Annotated in this window: 22 protein-coding genes and 1 other annotated feature; of the genes, 21 read left to right on the top strand and 1 reads right to left on the bottom strand. The window is 43.7% G+C overall.

Annotated elements, in window-relative coordinates; genetic code table 11:
- Positions 1-19 precede the first annotated feature (19 nt).
- From dnaJ to mtaB, 4 genes are read left to right on the top strand one after another with little or no spacing between them, the layout of a single operon-like run.
- Positions 20-1,147, top strand: coding sequence for a molecular chaperone DnaJ (dnaJ, locus tag CDO84_RS11775; protein ID WP_014114461.1), 1,128 nt, complete (start codon positions 20-22; stop codon positions 1,145-1,147).
- A gap of 24 nt (positions 1,148-1,171) precedes the next feature.
- The gene (gene prmA, locus CDO84_RS11770; protein WP_004398884.1) at positions 1,172-2,107 is read left to right on the top strand and encodes a 50S ribosomal protein L11 methyltransferase; all 936 of its coding nucleotides are present in this window, start codon (positions 1,172-1,174) and stop codon (positions 2,105-2,107) included.
- Between the two features lie 22 nt (positions 2,108-2,129).
- Positions 2,130-2,900 carry a 16S rRNA (uracil(1498)-N(3))-methyltransferase gene (locus CDO84_RS11765; RefSeq protein WP_040082583.1) on the top strand — a complete coding sequence of 257 codons (771 nt, stop codon included), beginning with the start codon at positions 2,130-2,132 and terminating at the stop codon, positions 2,898-2,900.
- Complete coding sequence (gene mtaB / locus CDO84_RS11760) at positions 2,900-4,255, top strand: tRNA (N(6)-L-threonylcarbamoyladenosine(37)-C(2))-methylthiotransferase MtaB (RefSeq protein ID WP_014664655.1); 1,356 nt, start codon at positions 2,900-2,902, stop codon at positions 4,253-4,255. Before CDO84_RS11765 ends, mtaB begins: the two co-directional genes overlap by 1 nt.
- Positions 4,256-4,292: 37 nt before the next feature.
- On the opposite strand, the gene CDO84_RS11755 is transcribed toward mtaB, so the two are convergent.
- On the bottom strand, positions 4,293-5,216 hold the full coding sequence (locus tag CDO84_RS11755) for a Na/Pi symporter (RefSeq protein WP_040082584.1): 924 nt from the start codon (positions 5,214-5,216) through the stop codon (positions 4,293-4,295).
- 172 nt (positions 5,217-5,388) lie between these two features.
- Here CDO84_RS11755 and rpsU point away from each other — a divergent pair, with 172 nt between their 5' ends.
- The 17 genes from rpsU (at position 5,389) to glyS (ending at position 20,203) form a co-directional block, all read left to right on the top strand.
- On the top strand, positions 5,389-5,562 hold the full coding sequence (gene rpsU, locus CDO84_RS11750) for a 30S ribosomal protein S21 (protein ID WP_003152957.1): 174 nt from the start codon (positions 5,389-5,391) through the stop codon (positions 5,560-5,562).
- A 14-nt stretch (positions 5,563-5,576) separates the two neighbouring features.
- A complete protein-coding gene (locus CDO84_RS11745) occupies positions 5,577-6,023 on the top strand; it encodes a GatB/YqeY domain-containing protein (protein ID WP_040082586.1) in 447 nt (148 codons plus the stop codon).
- 130 nt (positions 6,024-6,153) lie between these two features.
- The gene (locus CDO84_RS11740; protein ID WP_040082588.1) at positions 6,154-7,467 is read left to right on the top strand and encodes an NfeD family protein; all 1,314 of its coding nucleotides are present in this window, start codon (positions 6,154-6,156) and stop codon (positions 7,465-7,467) included.
- Positions 7,468-7,488: 21 nt separating this feature from the next.
- On the top strand, positions 7,489-8,484 hold the full coding sequence (gene floA / locus CDO84_RS11735) for a flotillin-like protein FloA (protein WP_040082589.1): 996 nt from the start codon (positions 7,489-7,491) through the stop codon (positions 8,482-8,484).
- A gap of 24 nt (positions 8,485-8,508) precedes the next feature.
- Entirely contained in the window at positions 8,509-8,928 is a 420-nt protein-coding gene (locus CDO84_RS11730; protein WP_040082590.1) for a YqfB family membrane protein, read from the top strand.
- Between the two features lie 56 nt (positions 8,929-8,984).
- Positions 8,985-9,266, top strand: a complete 282-nt coding sequence (gene yqfC, locus CDO84_RS11725; protein WP_003237082.1) for a sporulation protein YqfC — start codon at positions 8,985-8,987, stop codon at positions 9,264-9,266.
- Positions 9,267-9,284: 18 nt separating this feature from the next.
- A complete protein-coding gene (gene yqfD / locus CDO84_RS11720) occupies positions 9,285-10,481 on the top strand; it encodes a sporulation protein YqfD (protein ID WP_003230033.1) in 1,197 nt (398 codons plus the stop codon).
- Positions 10,478-11,437, top strand: a complete 960-nt coding sequence (locus CDO84_RS11715; protein WP_014477373.1) for a PhoH family protein — start codon at positions 10,478-10,480, stop codon at positions 11,435-11,437. The genes yqfD and CDO84_RS11715 overlap by 4 nt, the downstream gene beginning before the upstream one ends.
- A 78-nt stretch (positions 11,438-11,515) precedes the next feature.
- Entirely contained in the window at positions 11,516-13,651 is a 2,136-nt protein-coding gene (pgpH, locus tag CDO84_RS11710; protein ID WP_082032984.1) for a cyclic-di-AMP phosphodiesterase PgpH, read from the top strand.
- Entirely contained in the window at positions 13,652-14,125 is a 474-nt protein-coding gene (gene ybeY, locus CDO84_RS11705; RefSeq protein ID WP_014664648.1) for an rRNA maturation RNase YbeY, read from the top strand.
- The gene (locus tag CDO84_RS11700) at positions 14,106-14,477 is read left to right on the top strand and encodes a diacylglycerol kinase family protein (RefSeq protein WP_040082594.1); all 372 of its coding nucleotides are present in this window, start codon (positions 14,106-14,108) and stop codon (positions 14,475-14,477) included. Before ybeY ends, CDO84_RS11700 begins: the two co-directional genes overlap by 20 nt.
- Before the next feature lie 118 nt (positions 14,478-14,595).
- A complete protein-coding gene (locus tag CDO84_RS11695) occupies positions 14,596-15,006 on the top strand; it encodes a cytidine deaminase (RefSeq protein WP_040082595.1) in 411 nt (136 codons plus the stop codon).
- On the top strand, positions 14,987-15,892 hold the full coding sequence (gene era / locus CDO84_RS11690) for a GTPase Era (protein ID WP_014664645.1): 906 nt from the start codon (positions 14,987-14,989) through the stop codon (positions 15,890-15,892). The genes CDO84_RS11695 and era overlap by 20 nt, the downstream gene beginning before the upstream one ends.
- 147 nt (positions 15,893-16,039) lie before the next feature.
- Positions 16,040-16,183, top strand: a complete 144-nt coding sequence (locus CDO84_RS11685; protein WP_003230053.1) for a YqzL family protein — start codon at positions 16,040-16,042, stop codon at positions 16,181-16,183.
- A gap of 36 nt (positions 16,184-16,219) precedes the next feature.
- Complete coding sequence (recO, locus tag CDO84_RS11680) at positions 16,220-16,987, top strand: DNA repair protein RecO (RefSeq protein WP_014664644.1); 768 nt, start codon at positions 16,220-16,222, stop codon at positions 16,985-16,987.
- 39 nt (positions 16,988-17,026) lie between these two features.
- Positions 17,027-17,201, top strand: a binding site (T-box leader).
- Positions 17,202-17,283: 82 nt separating this feature from the next.
- Complete coding sequence (gene glyQ / locus CDO84_RS11675; protein WP_040083765.1) at positions 17,284-18,171, top strand: glycine--tRNA ligase subunit alpha; 888 nt, start codon at positions 17,284-17,286, stop codon at positions 18,169-18,171.
- Complete coding sequence (gene glyS, locus CDO84_RS11670; protein ID WP_040082596.1) at positions 18,164-20,203, top strand: glycine--tRNA ligase subunit beta; 2,040 nt, start codon at positions 18,164-18,166, stop codon at positions 20,201-20,203. The genes glyQ and glyS overlap by 8 nt, the downstream gene beginning before the upstream one ends.
- Positions 20,204-20,265: the final 62 nt, after the last annotated feature.

Below are 20,265 nucleotides of genomic sequence, written 5' to 3'. Positions count from 1 at the left end.
TTCGGGAGAGTGAAGCGAGATGAGTAAGCGTGATTACTATGAAGTGCTGGGAGTAAGTAAGAGCGCTTCAAAGGATGAAATTAAAAAAGCTTATCGGAAGCTGTCAAAAAAATATCATCCAGATATTAATAAAGAAGCCGGATCAGATGAAAAATTTAAAGAGGTAAAAGAAGCGTACGAAGCGCTGTCAGATGACCAAAAACGTGCGCATTACGACCAATTTGGGCATACTGATCCTAATCAGGGCTTCGGCGGCGGAGGTTTTGGCGGCGGCGATTTCGGCGGTTTTGGTTTCGATGATATTTTTTCAAGTATTTTCGGCGGAGGCACAAGACGAAGAGATCCAAACGCACCGCGCCAAGGTGCCGATTTGCAATATACGATGACCTTGTCGTTTGAGGATGCCGCTTTCGGTAAAGAAACAACGATTGAAATTCCGCGCGAGGAAACGTGCGACACATGTAAAGGCTCAGGTGCGAAACCTGGAACAAACCCGGAAACGTGCTCCCACTGCGGAGGCTCCGGCCAGTTAAACGTGGAGCAAAACACGCCGTTTGGAAAAGTCGTGAACAGACGGGTCTGCCACCACTGTGAAGGTACGGGCAAAATTATTAAAGACAAGTGTGCGGATTGCGGCGGCAAAGGAAAAATCAAAAAACGCAAAAAAATCAACGTGACAATTCCAGCCGGTGTAGATGACGGACAGCAGCTTCGTCTCTCGGGACAGGGTGAACCAGGAGTAAACGGCGGCCCTGCCGGGGATTTATTTGTCGTGTTCCATGTGCGCGCCCACGAGTTCTTCGAGCGTGACGGCGATGATATTTACTGTGAAATGCCGTTAACGTTTGCTCAGGCTGCTCTTGGAGATGAGGTAGAAGTTCCGACGCTGCATGGAAAAGTGAAATTGAAAATTCCAGCCGGTACACAAACAGGAACGAAATTCAGATTAAGAGGAAAAGGTGTTCAAAATGTCAGGGGCTATGGACAGGGTGACCAGCATATCGTCGTCCGCGTCGTTACGCCGACAAACCTGACAGATAAACAAAAAGACATTATCCGCGAATTTGCCGAGGTCAGCGGAAACCTGCCTGATGAACAGGAAATGAGTTTCTTTGACAAGGTAAAACGCGCGTTTAAAGGCGATTAATTATTGGATGAGGAGTTGGTAGTTTTGAAATGGTCCGAATTAAGCATTCACACAACACATGAAGCGGTCGAACCTATCTCAAATATATTGCATGAAGCTGGTGCAAGTGGGGTTGTGATAGAGGACCCGCTTGATTTAATTAAAGAACGTGAGAATGTGTACGGGGAAATCTACCAGCTCGACCCCAATGATTATCCTGATGAGGGTGTCATTGTCAAAGCATATCTGCCGGTTAACAGTTTTCTAGGCGAAACTGTAGACGGCATTAAAGAAACGATTAATAATCTCCTTCTTTACAATATTGATTTGGGCAGAAATCACATCACCATTTCTGAAGTAAATGAAGAAGAGTGGGCGACTGCCTGGAAAAAGTATTATCATCCTGTGAAAATTTCTGAAAAGTTTACGATTGTGCCGACGTGGGAGGAATATACGCCGGTCCATACTGATGAACTGATTATTGAAATGGACCCGGGAATGGCTTTCGGCACAGGGACACATCCGACAACCGTGCTCTGCATTCAGGCGCTTGAACGCTTTGTGCAAAAGGGTGATAAGGTGATTGATGTTGGTACAGGTTCGGGGATTTTAAGTATTGCGGCTGCAATGCTTGAAGCTGAATCGGTTCATGCCTACGATCTTGACCCTGTAGCTGTAGAAAGTGCACGCCTCAATCTCAAGCTGAACAAAGTGAGCGATATTGCACAAGTGAAGCAAAACAACTTGTTAGACGGGATTGAAGGTGAACATGATGTGATTGTGGCCAACATTTTGGCTGAAGTCATTCTTCGCTTTACTTCACAAGCGTACAGCTTGTTAAAAGAAGGCGGACATTTTATTACGTCAGGTATCATCGGCCATAAAAAACAAGAAGTAAAAGAAGCATTGGAACAAGCTGGCTTCACCATTGTAGAAATCCTTTCAATGGAAGATTGGGTCAGCATTATTGCGAAAAAATAACAATTAGTAGGTGTCACAGCGTATGCAACGATATTTTATCGAGCTCACGAAGCAGCAAATAGAGGAAGCGCCGGCTTTTTCGGTTACCGGCGAAGATGTTCATCATATTGTAAACGTGATGAGAATGAATGAGGGAGATCAGATCATCTGCTGCTCTCAAGACGGCTTCGAGGCAAAATGTGAACTTCAATCTGTTTCCAAAGATAAAGTGTCCTGCCTTGTGATAGAATGGACGAATGAAAACAGAGAGCTTCCGATAAAGATCTATATTGCGAGCGGCCTCCCGAAAGGTGATAAGCTTGAATGGATTATCCAAAAGGGGACTGAGCTCGGAGCTCATGCCTTTATTCCCTTCAAAGCCGCGCGTTCTGTTGTCAAGCTGGATGACAAAAAGGCGAAGAAAAAGCGGGAAAGATGGACGAAAATTGCGAAGGAAGCGGCTGAACAATCGTACCGTAACGAAGTGCCGCAAGTGATGGATGTCCATTCTTTTCAGCAGCTTCTTCAAAGGATGCAGGATTTCGATAAATGTGTCGTTGCATACGAGGAGTCATCGAAGCAAGGGGAAATAAGCGCATTCAGCGCGGTTGTAAGCAGCCTTCCGAAAGGATCATCTCTTTTGATCGTATTTGGTCCCGAAGGCGGTTTAACAGAAGCGGAGGTTGAACGGCTCACTGAGAAAGACGGTGTGCCGTGCGGCCTTGGACCGAGAATTTTAAGGACAGAAACCGCTCCGCTATATGCGTTGAGTGCGATTTCTTATCAAACAGAGTTATTAAGAGGTGATCAGTAATGGCAACTGTTGCTTTCCATACGCTTGGCTGTAAAGTCAACCATTATGAAACAGAAGCAATCTGGCAGCTTTTCAAAGAAGCGGGCTATGAAAGAAGAGACTTTGAACAAACAGCTGATGTATATGTCATTAATACATGTACAGTAACTAATACTGGAGATAAAAAAAGCCGCCAAGTGATCAGACGCGCCATTCGTCAAAATCCTGACGGTGTCATCTGTGTCACAGGCTGCTACGCGCAAACCTCACCTGCTGAGATTATGGCGATCCCTGGTGTCGATATTGTAGTTGGAACACAGGACCGTGAAAAAATGCTTGGCTACATTGACCAATACCGTGAAGAACGCCAGCCGATTAACGGCGTCAGCAACATCATGAAAGCAAGAGTATATGAAGAGCTCGATGTGCCTGCTTTCACGGACCGGACAAGAGCGTCATTGAAAATACAAGAGGGCTGCAATAATTTCTGCACATTCTGTATCATTCCGTGGGCGCGCGGCCTGCTACGCTCCCGCGACCCTGAAGAAGTCATTAAACAAGCGCAGCAGCTTGTCAATGCGGGCTATAAAGAAATTGTTCTTACAGGTATTCACACGGGCGGTTACGGCGAAGATATGAAAGATTACAACTTCGCTAAGCTTTTGAGCGAATTAGACTCTCGTGTAGAAGGCGTGAAACGGATCAGAATTTCTTCAATCGAAGCCAGCCAAATCACTGACGAAGTGATCGAAGTCTTAGACCGCTCAGATAAGATAGTGAATCATTTGCATATTCCTATCCAATCCGGCTCAAACACAGTGCTTAAACGGATGAGACGCAAATATACAATGGAATTCTTTGCAGACCGTTTAAACAAATTGAAAAAAGCACTGCCAGGCTTAGCCGTTACTTCTGATGTTATTGTTGGGTTCCCTGGTGAAACAGAAGAAGAATTTATGGAAACCTATAACTTTATTAAAGAACATAAATTCTCTGAACTGCATGTTTTTCCTTATAGTAAACGTACAGGAACACCAGCTGCGCGAATGGAAGACCAAGTGGATGAAAACGTGAAAAACGAACGTGTGCACCGCCTGATTGCTCTTTCTGACCAGCTTGCAAAGGAATACGCTTCTCAGTATGAAAATGAAGTGCTTGAGATTATCCCTGAGGAAGCGTTTAAGGAAACAGAAGAAGAAAATATGTTTGTCGGTTACACAGACAATTATATGAAGGTTGTTTTCAAAGGCACGGAAGATATGATCGGCAAAATTGTAAAAGTCAAAATCCTAAAAGCAGGTTATCCTTACAACGAAGGGCAATTTGTCCGTGTTGTTGGGGATGAAATAACTGAACATATGCGTTTGTCTTCTTAACCTAAAAAAACCGGTGCATTTAAAATGTCCCGGTTTTTTATTTAGCTGAGATAAGAAGGTGAATCAATCGGTAAAACAAGTTTGTAAGCGGAAGAAATAAAAGAGCTGTCACTACATTAAATAAAAGGCTGAAATGAGCAATCCTTTGGGCGGGATCTGGTGATAACTGTTCTACAAAACCAGTCGCGGCGGTCAGAAAAGGCAATACTAGAGCCACGCCTAGCACATTAAACACCACATGGGCATACGCTGTCTGTTTCGCCGCATATCCGCCGGATACAGCCGCCATGACAGCTGTAATGCATGTCCCGATATTTGATCCGAGCACAACGCTCATCGCCTGTGTCAATCCGATAATCCCTTCATTCATAAAACTCATTAAAATGCCGATACAGACAGAGCTGGAATGAATGATGGCAGTTAACACCATTCCGATGAGCAAAGCTGACCAGTTCGAATCGTTAACGTGGTATAAAACGTCGGCTCCCGTTTTCAGCTTTGTCAGCGGCCCGGCAAGATGGCTGAATCCACTGATGCAAAAGAAGATGATGCCCAGTCCGAGGAAGCTTGTTCCCAGCTGTTTTAAAGGATACCTGCCAGTCAGAAAAAACAATAAACCGCCTATTAAAAGAACCCAAATCAAAATATCCATTTTGATGGCAATAAATTCAGTTGTAAAAGTAGAGCCAACATTTGTCCCCAGAATCATCGGTATCGTCCGCTTAAAAGAAAGAACGCCCGCACTGACAAAGCCAATGACAATGACCATAAAGGCTGAACTGCTCTGAAGTATCCCCGTAAATACAATGCTGATAAGAAACGCTTTTAGCGGGTGGTCCGTAAATAATAGCAAACGGTCTTCAATTTTTGAGTACGCCATCGATATTAAGCCTTTTCGAAGCATATTCATGCCTGCGAGAAAGAATAATATAAGAGCTGTAAAACTGATCAGAATCAACATCCCATTCACCAACCCCTTTCTATCATTATATAGACAGGCAGTCTCACTCATGACGGAAAAGTGAACTCACTTAGTTGACCTGACTGATGGCTTATATTATAATGTCAAAGTACATGTTTATATGTGTAACTTAAAGGTAGTCGATTGGTGTATTCGGAGGGAGGGAAAGAGAATGTCAAAAACGGTCGTTAGAAAAAACGAATCGCTTGAAGATGCTCTTCGTCGCTTCAAACGCAGTGTATCAAAGACAGGTACTTTGCAAGAAGCAAGAAAGCGTGAATTTTATGAAAAACCTAGCGTAAAGCGCAAGAAAAAGTCTGAAGCTGCTAGAAAACGCAAATTCTAAAAGAGGGTGGATTTATGAGTCTTCTTGAGCGTCTCAACCAGGATATGAAGCTGTATATGAAAAACCGTGAGAAAGACAAACTGACTGTCGTTCGAATGGTTAAGGCTTCACTTCAAAATGAAGCAATTAAGCTTAAGAAAGACAGTTTGACCGAGGATGAGGAACTCACTGTCCTTTCTCGTGAACTTAAGCAACGTAAAGACTCCCTCCAGGAATTTTCAAACGCTAATCGTTTAGATTTAGTAGATAAAGTTCAAAAAGAGCTGGACATTTTAGAAGTTTATTTACCTGAGCAGCTGTCAGAAGATGAGCTGCGTACAATCGTAAATGAAACCATCGCAGAGGTCGGTGCGAGCTCAAAAGCGGACATGGGCAAAGTGATGGGGGCAATTATGCCTAAAGTAAAAGGTAAAGCTGACGGAAGTTTAATTAATAAGCTTGTGAGCAGTCAACTGTCTTAAATGGCAAAGAAAAGGACATCTTTCTAAGAGAGATGTCTTTTTTTATACATAAAAAAATGAAACCTTTGATACATTTGTTACGTATGAAGAGAAGGCACTTATTATAAAAGGAAGGAGGGATACACAGCCCTTGCTTCAAATCAAAGGATTCCGTGCTGTTCTTTTGAGTATATTTTTACTTTCTTTATTTGGCGTACAGCTGAACGCAAAAGCAGAAAAACAAACTGTATATGTGATCCCGGTTGAGAAAAATGTCGAACAGGGTCTCGCCTCGTTTTTGTCCCGTTCGTTACAAGATGCAAAGGATGCACATGCAGCCCACATTATTCTTGATATCAATACACCGGGGGGATTGGTCAAATCAGCTATTGATATGGCGGATGTGATCACCGAAAGCAAGATCCCCGTAACTGCATATGTAAACAAACGCGCGTTGTCTGCTGGTGCATACATTGCGTTGCAAGCCGATCACATTTATATGGCGCCTGGCGGAAAAATGGGAGCCGCCGCGATTATTGATGGCCAAGGCAATGCTGCTGACCAAAAAGCTGAATCACTTTGGTTGGCAGAGATGGAAGATGCCGCAGTGAAAAACAATCGCAATCCAAAATATGCGCTCGCAATGGCTGACCCGGATATAGATGCCAAGGAAGTCGGCGCGCCTAAGGGAGATCTGCTGACACTTAACGCAGAAAAGGCGATGGAGGTAGGCTATTCAGAAGGCACTGCTGACAATGTATCCGCGCTCGTAAAGAAGCTTGGGTTCGAAAAAGCGCAGATCAGCTATGCAAAGGAAAGCTTTGCTGAAAAAACAGCAAGATGGCTGACGAGTCCGGTCATTGTCCCCATTCTGCTGACTATCGCTTTTTTAGGTCTGACAGTAGAGCTTTTTTCCCCGGGTGTCGGCCTCCCTGGAACAGCTGGATTCATTGCGTTATTGCTGTTTTTCTACGGTCATCTCGCAGCAGGGCTTGCCGGGTATGAGACGGTTCTCCTCTTTATCGCAGGGGTGATCCTCATCCTGCTTGAGATTTTCCTTCCTGGAGGAATCATTGGTTTACTTGGCTTGGGATCGATTATTGTGAGCCTGTTTTTAGCCGCGGGGAGCTTCACTGTCATGGCGGTTTCTCTCTTGATCGCCACAGCTGTTTCAATTACAGCTTTTATTTTACTGACAAGGGTGTTGGGAAAGCGTATGAAATTCTTTAGAAAATTGATATTAAATGATTCTACAAATACGGAGAGCGGCTACGTATCAAATCAAACGCGGACGGACCTAATGGGAAAGGTGGGTATAACCTCTACACCGCTGCGTCCTTCCGGTACCGTCATTATTGACGATGAACGCCTTGACGTTGTTTCGGAGGGATCGTTTACAGAAAAAGATAAGAAAGTAAAAGTGATTAAAGTAGAAGGCTCACGTATTGTCGTGAGAGAAATTTAAATAGAAACGAGGAGAAGTTATATGGATCCGTCAACATTTATGATTCTGGCAATTGTCGCAGTCGCGATCATTGTTTTGGCTGTATTTTTTACATTTGTGCCTGTAATGCTTTGGATTTCAGCTTTAGCAGCCGGAGTGAAAATCAACATTTTCACCCTGGTTGGGATGAGGCTTCGCCGCGTCATACCGAACCGGGTTGTTAACCCGCTGATTAAAGCGCATAAAGCAGGACTGAATGTTGGAACAAACCAGCTTGAAAGCCACTACCTGGCCGGAGGTAATGTTGACAGAGTCGTCAACGCGCTTATCGCCGCCCAGCGAGCTAACATTGAACTCACATTCGAGCGCTGTGCTGCCATTGATCTTGCCGGCCGGGACGTGTTGGAAGCTGTTCAAATGAGCGTTAATCCTAAGGTCATTGAAACGCCGTTCATTGCCGGTGTGGCCATGGACGGTATTGAAGTGAAAGCGAAAGCGAGAATCACAGTAAGAGCGAATATCGAACGTCTCGTCGGGGGAGCGGGGGAAGAAACTATTGTTGCCCGTGTCGGTGAAGGGATCGTCTCTACAATCGGTTCATCCGAAAATCACAAAAAAGTGCTTGAAAACCCCGACATGATTTCTCAGACGGTACTAGGAAAAGGATTGGACTCAGGGACGGCATTTGAAATTCTCTCGATTGATATTGCTGATGTTGACATCGGCAAAAACATCGGTGCGATTTTACAAACTGATCAGGCCGAGGCTGATAAAAACATCGCGCAGGCAAAAGCGGAAGAACGACGTGCAATGGCTGTCGCTCAAGAACAGGAAATGCGCGCCCGCGTAGAAGAAATGCGCGCGAAAGTGGTAGAAGCCGAGGCGGAAGTGCCGCTTGCGATGGCGGAAGCCTTGCGTGAAGGGAATATTGGCGTCATGGATTACATGAATATCAAGAACATTGATGCTGACACAGATATGCGTGATTCATTCGGCAAGCTGACGAAAGACCCGTCGGATGAAGACCGCAAATCATAATCTCTCTAAGAAGGGAGAACGCTGATGGAAGATCTACTGACAAATCCGCTTATTATTGCAGCGATCATCGGAATTATTTCTGCGATTTTCGGCAAAAAGAGCAAAGAAGAAAAGCAAAACAGCCAAAAAAGAAAAATACCTCAACAGGTGCAAACTGCTTCCCCTCAAAAGAAGCAGTCAAAAGAAGAAGCTCCTGCACCTATCCCTAACCGCATGGAACAGGCAAGACGGGAAGCGGAAGAAAGACGCAGGGAAACAGAAAGAAATCTGAAAGGGCTGGAACGAGATCTTACTGCTGCCAAACAAAAAGCGGTATACACAAAACAAAAAATGCTCCAGGTGAATAAAGACACCGTGGTACAGGGGATCGTTCTAGGAGAGGTATTCGGGCCTCCAAGGGCGAAAAAACCTCATCATACGATGCGCCCGGCCCGTAAAAATTAAAGTGTTAGAACCTCCTTTCAAATCATACATATGAGATGAAAGGGGGTTCTTTTTGTATGGGGCAAAGAAAGAATCGTGTGAAAGCTTGGCTGACAAGAGCATTGGAAATTCCCCCGGACGTTATGATGGATCTGCCGAGGATTACAATGGTTGGCAGACTTCATATCTACATAGAAAACCACAGAGGCCTTTTGCTTTTCAGCGAGAATGAAGTGAGGCTGATGCTGAAGCAGGGCCAGTGCATCATATCTGGTAAAAATTTTGTCATCAAGGCGATTCTTCCGGAAGAAATACTTTTGGAGGGTACGATTGATGTCGTTCGATATGTTGAGTCATAAAGCCGAGGGGGAAATGTTGTGAAAAATAAATGGCTGTCTTTTTTTTCGGGTAAGGTCCAGCTTGAATTGACGGGAAGAGGGATTGAGCGGCTCCTTAATGAATGCACAAGACAGGGGATTCCAGTCTTTCATGTCAAAAAAAAGAAAGAAGCCGTATCGTTATATATACAGCTTCAGGATGTACATGCCTTTCGGCGGGTGAGAAGTAAATTTAAATGTAAAGCCCGATTTATCAATCGGAAGGGTTTTCCCTTCCTGTTGCTGAAATCAAAGCTGAATATAGGGTTTACGATCGGTTTTGCGATTTTTTTCATCCTTTTGTTTCTGCTTTCCAATATGGTGTGGAAAATTGATGTGACAGGCGCTAAGCCTGAAACAGAGCATCAAATGAGGCAGCATCTTAATGAAATCGGCGTCAAAAAGGGCCGGCTGCAGTTTTTAATGATGTCGCCCGAAAAAATACAGAAATCATTAACCAATGGAATAGACAATATCACCTGGGTCGGCGTTGATCTGAAGGGGACGACCATTCACATGAAAGTCGTGGAGAAAAATGAGCCCGAAAAAGAAAAGTATGTTAGCCCGCGCAATATTGTCGCCAAAAAGAAAGCAACGATTACGAGAATGTTTGTGCAAAAAGGGCAGCCCATGGCCGCCATACACGACCATGTTGAAAAGGGACAGCTGCTTGTTTCTGGGCTGATTGGCAGTGAAGACCATCAGCAGGAAGTCGCCTCAAAAGCAGAAATTTACGGAGAAACCTGGTATAGATCAGAAGTGACAGTCCCGCTTGAAACATTATTTAACGTCTATACGGGCAAAGTAAGGACAAAGCACAAGCTTTCTTTTGGCTCGTTGGCAATCCCGATCTGGGGGATGACGTTTAAAAAAGAGGAATTGAAGCATCCAAAAACAGAACAAGAAAAGCACTCGCTTCATTTTCTCGGATTTAAGCTCCCTGTATCCTATGTCAAAGAGCAAACAAGAGAAAGTGAAGAGGCTTTGCGAAAATATACGAAAGAAGAAGCAGTTCAAGAAGGCATTAAATTGGGTAAACAGGATGTAGAGGATAAAATAGGCGAAAACGGCGAGGTGAAAAGTGAAAAAGTTTTGCACCAGACTGTTGAGAATGGTAAAGTAAAGTTGATTATTCTCTACCAAGTTATAGAAGATATCGTTCAAACCACACCTATTGTCAGGGAGACTGAAGAATGACAGAACATTTACTTGCGATGAATCAAAAACTGAAAAACCCGGACGAGGCGCTTTCACTCTTCGGGAACCAAGATTCTTTTTTGAAATTGATGGAGAAAGATCTGAATGTAAATATCATTACGCGCGGCGAAACGATTTATGTTTCAGGCGATGATGAATCGTTTCAGATTGCAGACAGGCTGCTGGGATCACTCCTCGCTTTAATTCGCAAGGGGATAGAGATCTCTGAACGTGATGTGATTTACGCCATCAAAATGGCAAAGAAGAATGAACTTGAATACTTTGAAAGCATGTATGAAGAAGAAATTACAAAAAACGCAAAAGGCAAATCAATCCGTGTAAAAACAATGGGACAGCGGGAATACGTGGCCGCTATGAAGCGGAATGACCTTGTATTCGGCATTGGCCCGGCGGGAACCGGGAAAACGTACCTGGCTGTCGTAAAAGCAGTCCATGCTTTAAAAAACGGACATATTAAAAAAATCATTTTAACAAGGCCTGCCGTGGAAGCCGGTGAAAGCCTCGGTTTTCTCCCAGGTGACCTAAAAGAAAAAGTAGATCCTTATTTGCGCCCGCTGTATGACGCTCTCCATGATGTGCTTGGGGCAGATCATACAGAACGTCTGATGGAAAGAGGCATCATTGAAATTGCTCCGCTTGCATATATGAGGGGACGGACGCTCGATGATGCTTATGTTATACTTGATGAAGCACAGAATACCACGCCTGCTCAAATGAAAATGTTTTTGACGAGACTGGGTTTTGGCTCTAAAATGATCATTACAGGTGACGTTAGCCAAATTGACCTGCCGAAAGGCGTCAAATCGGGACTTGCAGTAGCGAAGGAGATGCTGAAAGGAATAGACGGCATTTCTATGATTGAGCTAGACCAGACAGACGTGGTCAGACATCCGCTTGTTGCGAAAATTATTGAAGCATACGATAAGCAAAATTAATGCTGAATGACCCGATCGCGCGTTATCGGGTCATTTTTATGATTGCTTGTGGGCTTGATGTTTCAAGAGGAGGTTCTTGTGTTGAAAAAGAAGTCTAAGACCAAAAGCAGCTCAAAAAAATGGAGCAATTTTAAAAATGCCCGCTCCATGCATGTACTGCTGTATCTTCTGCTGGCTGCCATTATGTTTGCTTTGCTCTTTGTACATGTTAAGCCGGAAACACTTGATTTGGACCTGTTTTCAGTCAGCGACAAGACCATTTATGCTCCGGCAACCGTGGAAGATCAAAAAGCCACGGAGGAAAAAAAGCAAGCCGCTGAGGACGCGGTTGAGGATCAATATACATTAAAAAAAGAATACACAGATAATCGGATAGACCTTGTGTCATCAATATTCGACAGTATCAGTGAAGTGAAAAAATCATCGGAAGAAGGCAGCAAATCCCCATCGGAAAAATCAATGGTCAAATCCGTAAAGGATAAATTGACGTCAGATGTGAATGATTCCATATCCGAGGATTCCATCAAGACATTGCTGAAAGCAGACAGTGAAGACTTTTCTTTTGTAAGAGATACGGTCATTACCGCGGTAAATACGGTCATGAGCAGTGAAATCCCTTCGGATAAGTTATCTGATGCAAAGGATAAAGTGGAAAAAGAGCTAAAGAGCAATTCTATTCCATCTAAATACTTGGGAGCTGCGACAGAAATCGGGCGTTTTGCTATTATTCCGAATTACGTCTTCGATCCGAAAGCAACAGAGGCAAAGCGGCAGGAAGCGTCAGATAATGTCCAGCAAGTTCAAATCAAACAGGGGCAAGTGCTCGTGGAAGAAAATGACCTTATTGATCGGGAAGTGTACAGAAAACTTGAGCTGACCGGGTTATTAAATAACTCAAATCTCTTTAAGCCGATCAGCGGGCTCTTGATTATGATCGGACTGTTCATTGCAACACTTGTATATTATTTTGAAAAACAGAAACAAAACCTAAAGTTTAAAAACCAATCCATTCTGCTTTTCTCTATTATCACAACACTTTTGCTTGTGATCATGGAGGTTGTCAGTTTGTTTCAGAAGATGGAATATAATAATATCGGCTATCTGGTTCCCATTGCGGCCGGGGCCATCTTAATCAAACTGCTGATGAATGAACGCATTGCCATTTTGGGAAGTATCATTCTTGCGATTTGCGGGAGTATGATGTTTAATCAGGGTGTGACAGGAACGTTCAATTATGTCATAGGAATTTATTATTTGATTAGCGGTATTTCAGGCGTTTTATTTTTAGGAAAACATAATGCAAGGTCAAAAATTTTGCAGACCGGACTTTTCGTGGCATTTATTAATATGGTTGTTGTTCTTTCCTTATTATTGATCCAGAACACCGCATTGTCGGGTCTTGAAATCGGCACGTTAATGCTCATGGGGGTTGTGTCGGGGTTTGCTTCATCGGTATTGATCATCGGCCTGATGCCGTTTTTCGAGACAGGCTTTGGCATTTTATCCACCATGAGGCTGCTCGAGCTGTCTAATCCTAACCATCCGCTATTGCGCAAAATACTGACAGAAACACCAGGTACATATCATCACAGTGTAATGGTCGCCAATTTATCAGAGGCAGCCTGTGAAGCGGTTGGTGCTAATGGTTTGCTTGCAAGAGTTGGCGCATATTATCACGATCTCGGAAAAACAAAGCGCCCGCAATATTTTATTGAAAACCAAATGAATATTGACAATCCGCATGACAAGCTGTCACCTCAGCTGAGTAAAAATATTATCATCTCGCATACGACTGACGGTGCGAACATGCTGAGAAGCTATAAATTTCCGAAAGAGCTTGTCGATATTGCCGAGCAGCATCATGGAACCTCGCTTTTAAAGTTTTTTTACTATAAGGCGAAGGAAAAAGGCGACCAGATTACAGAGGAAGAGTTCCGTTATCCGGGGCCGAAGCCGCAGTCAAAGGAAGCCGCAATTATATCAGTGGCCGACAGTGTTGAAGCGGCCGTCAGATCCATGCATAACCCAAATCCTGAACGAATTGAAAAGCTTGTCCGGGGTATTATATCCGATAAGCTTCAGGACGGACAGTTCAGTGAATGCGATTTGACATTTAAAGAGCTGGATACAATCGCAAAAACGCTCTGTGCAACATTAAAAGGAATTTTCCACTCCCGGATTGAATATCCGGAGGCTACTAAGAAGGTGAAATAGATGAGTTTACTGATTGATATCGTTGATGAAACAGGAAGCGTCTCAGAAGAGATGCTCAAAGAAGTAGAAAATCTGCTTCAATTTGCTGCTGAGCGTGAAGGCGTTCAGGATCAGGCTGAGGTTTCTGTCACGATCGTTACCAATGATGACATACAGCAGATTAACAAAGAATACCGGGGAAAGGATACACCGACAGATGTCATCTCATTTGCTCTTGAAGAAGAGGGAGAAGGCGAGGTCGAAATCGTGGGCGCCGAGATGCCTCCGGTTTTAGGTGATATTATCATCAGTGCCGATCGCACAAGAGAGCAGGCAGAGGAGTATAATCATTCTTTTAAAAGAGAGCTCGGATTTCTTGCCGTACACGGATTTCTGCACCTTTTAGGATATGACCATATGACGAAAGAGGAAGAAGAGGAGATGTTTACTAAGCAAAAGGATTTGCTGGACGCTTATGGACTCAAGAGATCATAGAAATGAGCTGAAGCGATTCTACAAAAGCTTCGTGCATGCAGGCCGGGGAATCTGGAAAACAGCGCGGACGGAGCGGAATTTCCAATTTCATGCCGCAGCCGCCTGCGTTGTTCTCATTTGCGGCTTCCTTGTAGAGCTCAGCACGATAGAGTGGGTGATTATATTCCTTTTGATCGGCGGAATGTTTTCGCTTGAGCTTTTAAATACAGCCGTTGAACATACGGTTGATTTAATAACTGACAAACATCACCCTCTTGCTAAAGCGGCCAAGGACGCTGCCGCCGGGGCTGTTTGCGTTTTTGCCGTCATTTCGTGTATCATTGGTTTACTTATTTTTTTGCCAAAGCTGTAATGGCTGAAAATTCTTACATTTATTTTACATTTTTAGAAATGGGCGTGAAAAAAAGCGCGCGATTATGTAAAATATAAAGTGATAGCGGTACCATTATAGGTAAGAGAGGAATGTACACATGAACAGACAAGAATTAATAACAGAAGCTTTAAAAGCGCGTGATATGGCATATGCGCCGTATTCCAAGTTCCAAGTAGGAGCCGCTCTTCTTACCAAGGATGGAAAAGTGTACAAAGGCTGCAACATTGAGAACGCTGCATACAGCATGTGCAATTGCGCTGAGCGTACCGCTTTATTTAAAGCTGTTTCTGAAGGGGATACAGAGTTTCAGATGCTGGCCGTTGCGGCTGACACCCCTGGACCGGTATCTCCGTGCGGAGCCTGCCGCCAGGTGATTTCTGAGCTTTGCACAAAGGACGTTGTTGTCGTACTGACTAATTTACAAGGACAAATAAAAGAAATGACTGTGGAAGAATTACTGCCAGGCGCATTTTCATCGGAGGATTTACATGACGAACGAAAGCTTTAAATCAGGATTTGTATCCATTATTGGAAGACCAAACGTAGGAAAGTCTACATTTTTGAACAGAGTCATAGGGCAAAAAATCGCGATCATGAGCGATAAGCCCCAAACGACGAGAAACAAGGTGCAAGGGGTATTAACGACAGGCACATCACAAACCATTTTTATAGACACACCAGGGATTCATAAACCTAAGCATAAGCTCGGGGACTTTATGATGAAAGTGGCGCAAAATACATTAAAAGAAGTTGATTTGATCTTGTTTATGATCAATGCCGAGGAAGGCTACGGGAAAGGCGACGAATTCATCATTGAGAAATTGCAGCAGATGTCTACGCCTGTATTTTTAATCGTAAACAAAATTGATAAAATTCATCCCGACCAATTGCTTTTGTTAATTGACGAATACCGCGGACGTTATCCTTTTAAGGAAATTGTTCCGATTTCTGCTCTAGAAGGAAATAACATCGAAACATTGCTCGCTCAGATTGAAGCGTATTTGCCGGAAGGGCCGCAATTCTATCCGAGTGATCAGGTCACCGACCACCCAGAGCGATTTATCATTTCTGAATTAATCAGGGAAAAGGTGCTGCATTTGACGAGAGAAGAAATCCCGCACAGCATTGCGGTGGCCATCGAATCCATCAAAGGGCAGGACAACGGTTCTGTGCATGTAGCGGCAACGATTGTGGTCGAGCGGGATTCCCAGAAAGGCATCGTGATTGGTAAAAAAGGAAGCCTTCTGAAAGAGGTCGGAAAAAGAGCGAGGGCGGATATTGAAGCACTGTTAGGCTCCCGTGTCTACCTTGAATTGTGGGTGAAAGTGCAGAAAGACTGGCGCAATAAAATGTCCCAGCTTCGCGATTTTGGCTTTAAAGAGGACGAATATTAATCTCTTGCCGTGTGGGACATTATCTCACAGGAACAGGGATACATTAGCAAATTTTGTTTAACATGAAATGGAGGACATCTGGTCAAGATAAAGGTAAGAATTTGGAATTTAGGTAAGCTAGTTTAACTACAGAAAGGTGGGTTTCTTGTGTTGAATTTTACCTGGAACGTATTTTCTCAAACAGGAAATGTTGATACGTATCTTCTTTTTAAAGAACTGGAAAAAGAGAACATGGAAAGACCCGAAGAACTAGAAGATGAGCTAGCCCGATTTGATTATCCAATTTTATAAACCTCTTGGCCGCTCCTGCTTTAGGAAGGTGCGGAAATGCTGACAAAATGTGAAGGGATCGTTCTTCGCACAAATGATTACGGAGAGACGAATAAAATCGTAACATTACTGACAAGAGAACACGGAAAAATAGGTGTTATGGCACGAGGCGCCAAAAAACCGAACAGCCGTTTATCAGCAGTCAGCCAGCCCTTTTTGTATGGTTCATTTTTAATGCAAAAAACATCAGGCCTCGGAACGCTTCAGCAGGGGGAAATGATCCTCAGCATGCGAGGCATCAGGGAAGACTTGTTTTTAACAGCCTATGCTGCATATATTGCTGAATTAGTCGACAGAGGCACAGAGGAAAGAAAGCCAAATCCTTATTTATTTGAATTTATATTAGAATCACTAAAACAGCTGAATGAAGGAACAGATCCGGATGTTATCACCTTCATTGTTCAAATGAAGATGCTCGGTGTCATGGGGCTGTATCCTGAGCTGAATCATTGTGTACATTGTAAAAGCCAAGACGGAACTTTTCACTTTTCTGTCCGTGATAATGGTTTTATATGCCATCGCTGTTTTGAAAAAGATCCTTATAGGATTCCGATTAAACCGCAAACAGCAAGGCTGTTGAGACTCTTTTATTACTTCGATCTGTCGAGGCTGGGCAATGTGTCCTTAAAAGAGGAAACAAAAGCTGAATTAAAGCAAGTGATTGATTTGTATTACGAAGAATATTCAGGGTTATATTTAAAATCAAAGCGCTTTTTAGATCAAATGGAAAGCATGAAACATCTTATGGGTGAAAACAAAAGTTGACATCTGGTCCATCTTTTTATATGATCATTTATTATAAAATATGTTGCAGTGAGAGAAAGAAGTACTTGCGTTTACCTCATGAAAGCGACCTTAGGGCGGTGTAAGCTAAGGATGAGCACGCAACGAAAGGCATTCTTGAGCAATTTTAAAAAAGAGGCTGGGATTTTATTCTCAGCAACTAGGGTGGAACCGCGGGAGAACTCTCGTCCCTATGTTTGCGGCAGGCAAGCATAGAGACGGGAGTTTTTTGGTTGCTGCCGCAGTCATTTTATGAAAGAAAAGTGGAGGTGCTTGAAATGAATATTCAAGACATGATTCTTACCTTGCAAAAGCATTGGTCCAGTCAGGGCTGTGTGCTTATGCAGGCTTACGATGTAGAAAAAGGAGCCGGCACGATGAGCCCGTATACATTTTTGCGCAGCATCGGCCCTGAGCCGTGGAAAGTGGCTTATGTAGAGCCTTCAAGACGCCCTGCAGACGGCCGATACGGGGAGAACCCAAACAGATTGTATCAGCATCATCAGTTCCAGGTCATTATCAAACCGTCTCCTGATAACATTCAAGAGCTGTATTTAGATTCCTTGCGGGCTCTCGGAATTGATCCGCTTGAGCACGATATTCGTTTTGTTGAAGACAACTGGGAGAATCCGTCTTTAGGCTGTGCGGGTCTTGGCTGGGAAGTATGGCTTGACGGAATGGAAATTACACAATTTACGTATTTCCAGCAGGTCGGAGGACTTGAATGTAAACCGGTTTCAGTAGAAATTACGTACGGAATCGAGCGTCTCGCGTCTTATATCCAGGATAAAGAAAATGTTTTCGACTTGGAATGGACGACAGGGTTTACAGTAAAAGATTTATTCATGATGGCTGAATATGAGCATTCCGTTTATACATTTGAAACGTCAGACGTCGATATGCTGTTCCAACTGTTCAGCACATATGAAAAAGAAGCGATCAAGCAAATGGATAACGGACTTGTTCATCCTGCATATGACTATGTGCTGAAATGCTCGCACACCTTCAATCTGCTTGACGCCAAAGGTGCGATCTCTGTTACCGAGCGGACGGGCTATATCGCAAGAGTGCGGAATTTAGCTAGAAAAGTAGCAAAAACCTATTATGAGGAACGAGAAAAACTAGGGTTCCCAATGCTTAAAGGGGAGGGTTCTTCTCATGAGTAAACAGGATTTACTTTTAGAGATCGGATTAGAGGAAATGCCGGCGCGCTTTTTGAATGAAAGCATGGTTCAGCTTGGCGAGAAGCTGACAGGCTGGCTTAAAGAAAAAAATATTACTCACGGTGATGTGAAGCTCTTCAATACACCGAGACGTCTTGCTGTGTTCGTTAAGGATGTTGCAGAAAAGCAGGATGATATAAAAGAGGAAGCAAAAGGACCTGCGAAAAAAATTGCCCTAGATGCAGACGGAAACTGGACAAAAGCGGCAATCGGATTTTCAAAAGGCCAAGGCGCGAATGTGGAAGACCTGTACATCAAAGAAGTAAAAGGCACAGAGTATGTATTCGTGCAAAAATTCCAAGCCGGCCAAGAAACGAAATCGCTTCTGCCAGAACTGAGCGGTTTAATTACAAGCTTGCATTTCCCGAAAAACATGCGCTGGGGAAATGAAGATTTGCGTTATATCCGACCAATCAAATGGATTGTCGCTTTATTTGGACAGGATGTCATTCCATTTTCGATCACAAACGTTGAATCTGGACGTACAACACAGGGACACCGTTTTCTCGGACATGAAGTATCAATTGAATCACCTTCAGCTTATGAAGAGCAGCTGAAAGAACAGCATGTTATTGCTGATCCTACCACCCGGAAGCGAATGATTCAATCTCAGCTGGAGGCAATGGCTGCAGAACACAATTGGAGCATTCCGGTTGACGAAGACCTTCTTGATGAAGTGAATCATTTAGTAGAATACCCGACAGCTCTTTACGGCTCATTTGAATCTGAGTTTCTTTCAATTCCTGAGGAAGTGCTTGTCACGACAATGAAAGAGCATCAGCGCTACTTCCCTGTCAAAGACAAAAACGGTGACTTGCTGCCTCACTTTATCACAGTCCGAAACGGCAACAGCCACGCGATCGAAAATGTGGCCCGAGGCAATGAAAAGGTGCTGCGCGCGCGTTTGTCTGATGCTTCATTCTTCTACAAGGAAGATCAGAAACTGAACATTGATGCAAACGTGAAGAAGCTTGAAAACATTGTGTTCCATGAAGAGCTTGGTTCTCTAGCTGATAAGGTTAGAAGAGTCACATCAATCGCAGAGAAGCTTGCCGTTCGTCTCCAGGCTGATGGAGATACGTTAAAACATGTGAAGCGAGCTGCTGAAATTTCTAAATTCGACCTTGTCACGCATATGATATATGAATTCCCTGAACTTCAAGGAATTATGGGCGAAAAGTATGCGAGAATGCTTGGTGAAGATGAAGCTGTGGCTGCGGCAGTCAATGAACATTATATGCCTAGATCAGCTGGCGGAGAAACGCCTTCTACTTTTACAGGAGCTGTTGTAGCAATGGCGGATAAGCTTGACACAATCGCTTCATTCTTCTCAATCGGCGTTATTCCGACCGGTTCTCAGGACCCTTACGGACTGCGCCGCCAGGCAAGCGGTATTGTTGCGATTCTTCTTGACCGCAACTGGGGAATTTCATTTGAAGAGCTGCTTACTTTCGTTCAAACTGATAAAGAAAATGAACTGCTGGATTTCTTCACTCAGCGCCTGAAATATGTCTTGAATGCTGAACAAATCAGACATGATGTCATCGACGCCGTGCTGGAAAGCTCTGAGCTTGAGCCATACTCAGCGCTGCATAAAGCTCAAGTACTGGAACAAAAGCTTGGTGCACCTGGCTTTAAGGAAACAGCTGAAGCGTTAGGCCGAGTGATCTCTATCAGCAAAAAAGGAGTCCGCGGAGACATTCAGCCTGATCTGTTTGAAAATGAATACGAAGCAAAGCTGTTTGATGCCTACCAAACAGCGAAGCAAAATCTGCAGGAAAACTTCAGCAAAAAAGATTATGAGGCGGCGCTTGCTTCACTTGCAGCCTTAAAAGAACCGATTGATGCTTACTTCGACCATACAATGGTTATAGCGGATAATGAGGCATTAAAGGCAAATCGTTTAGCGCAAATGGTAAGCTTGGCGGATGAGATCAAGTCCTTTGCGAATATGAATGCCCTTATTGTAAAATAAAGAGAGAAAAGGCGGTTGCTGTGTGATCGGTAATCGTCTTTTCCCCATTTATAAGTTTTTTG

Origin of the sequence: Bacillus sp. MD-5 (assembly GCF_002201875.1) — a bacterium.
GTDB classification, from domain to species: domain Bacteria; phylum Bacillota; class Bacilli; order Bacillales; family Bacillaceae; genus Bacillus; species Bacillus stercoris.
This window is presented reverse-complemented; position numbering and strand designations above follow the sequence as displayed.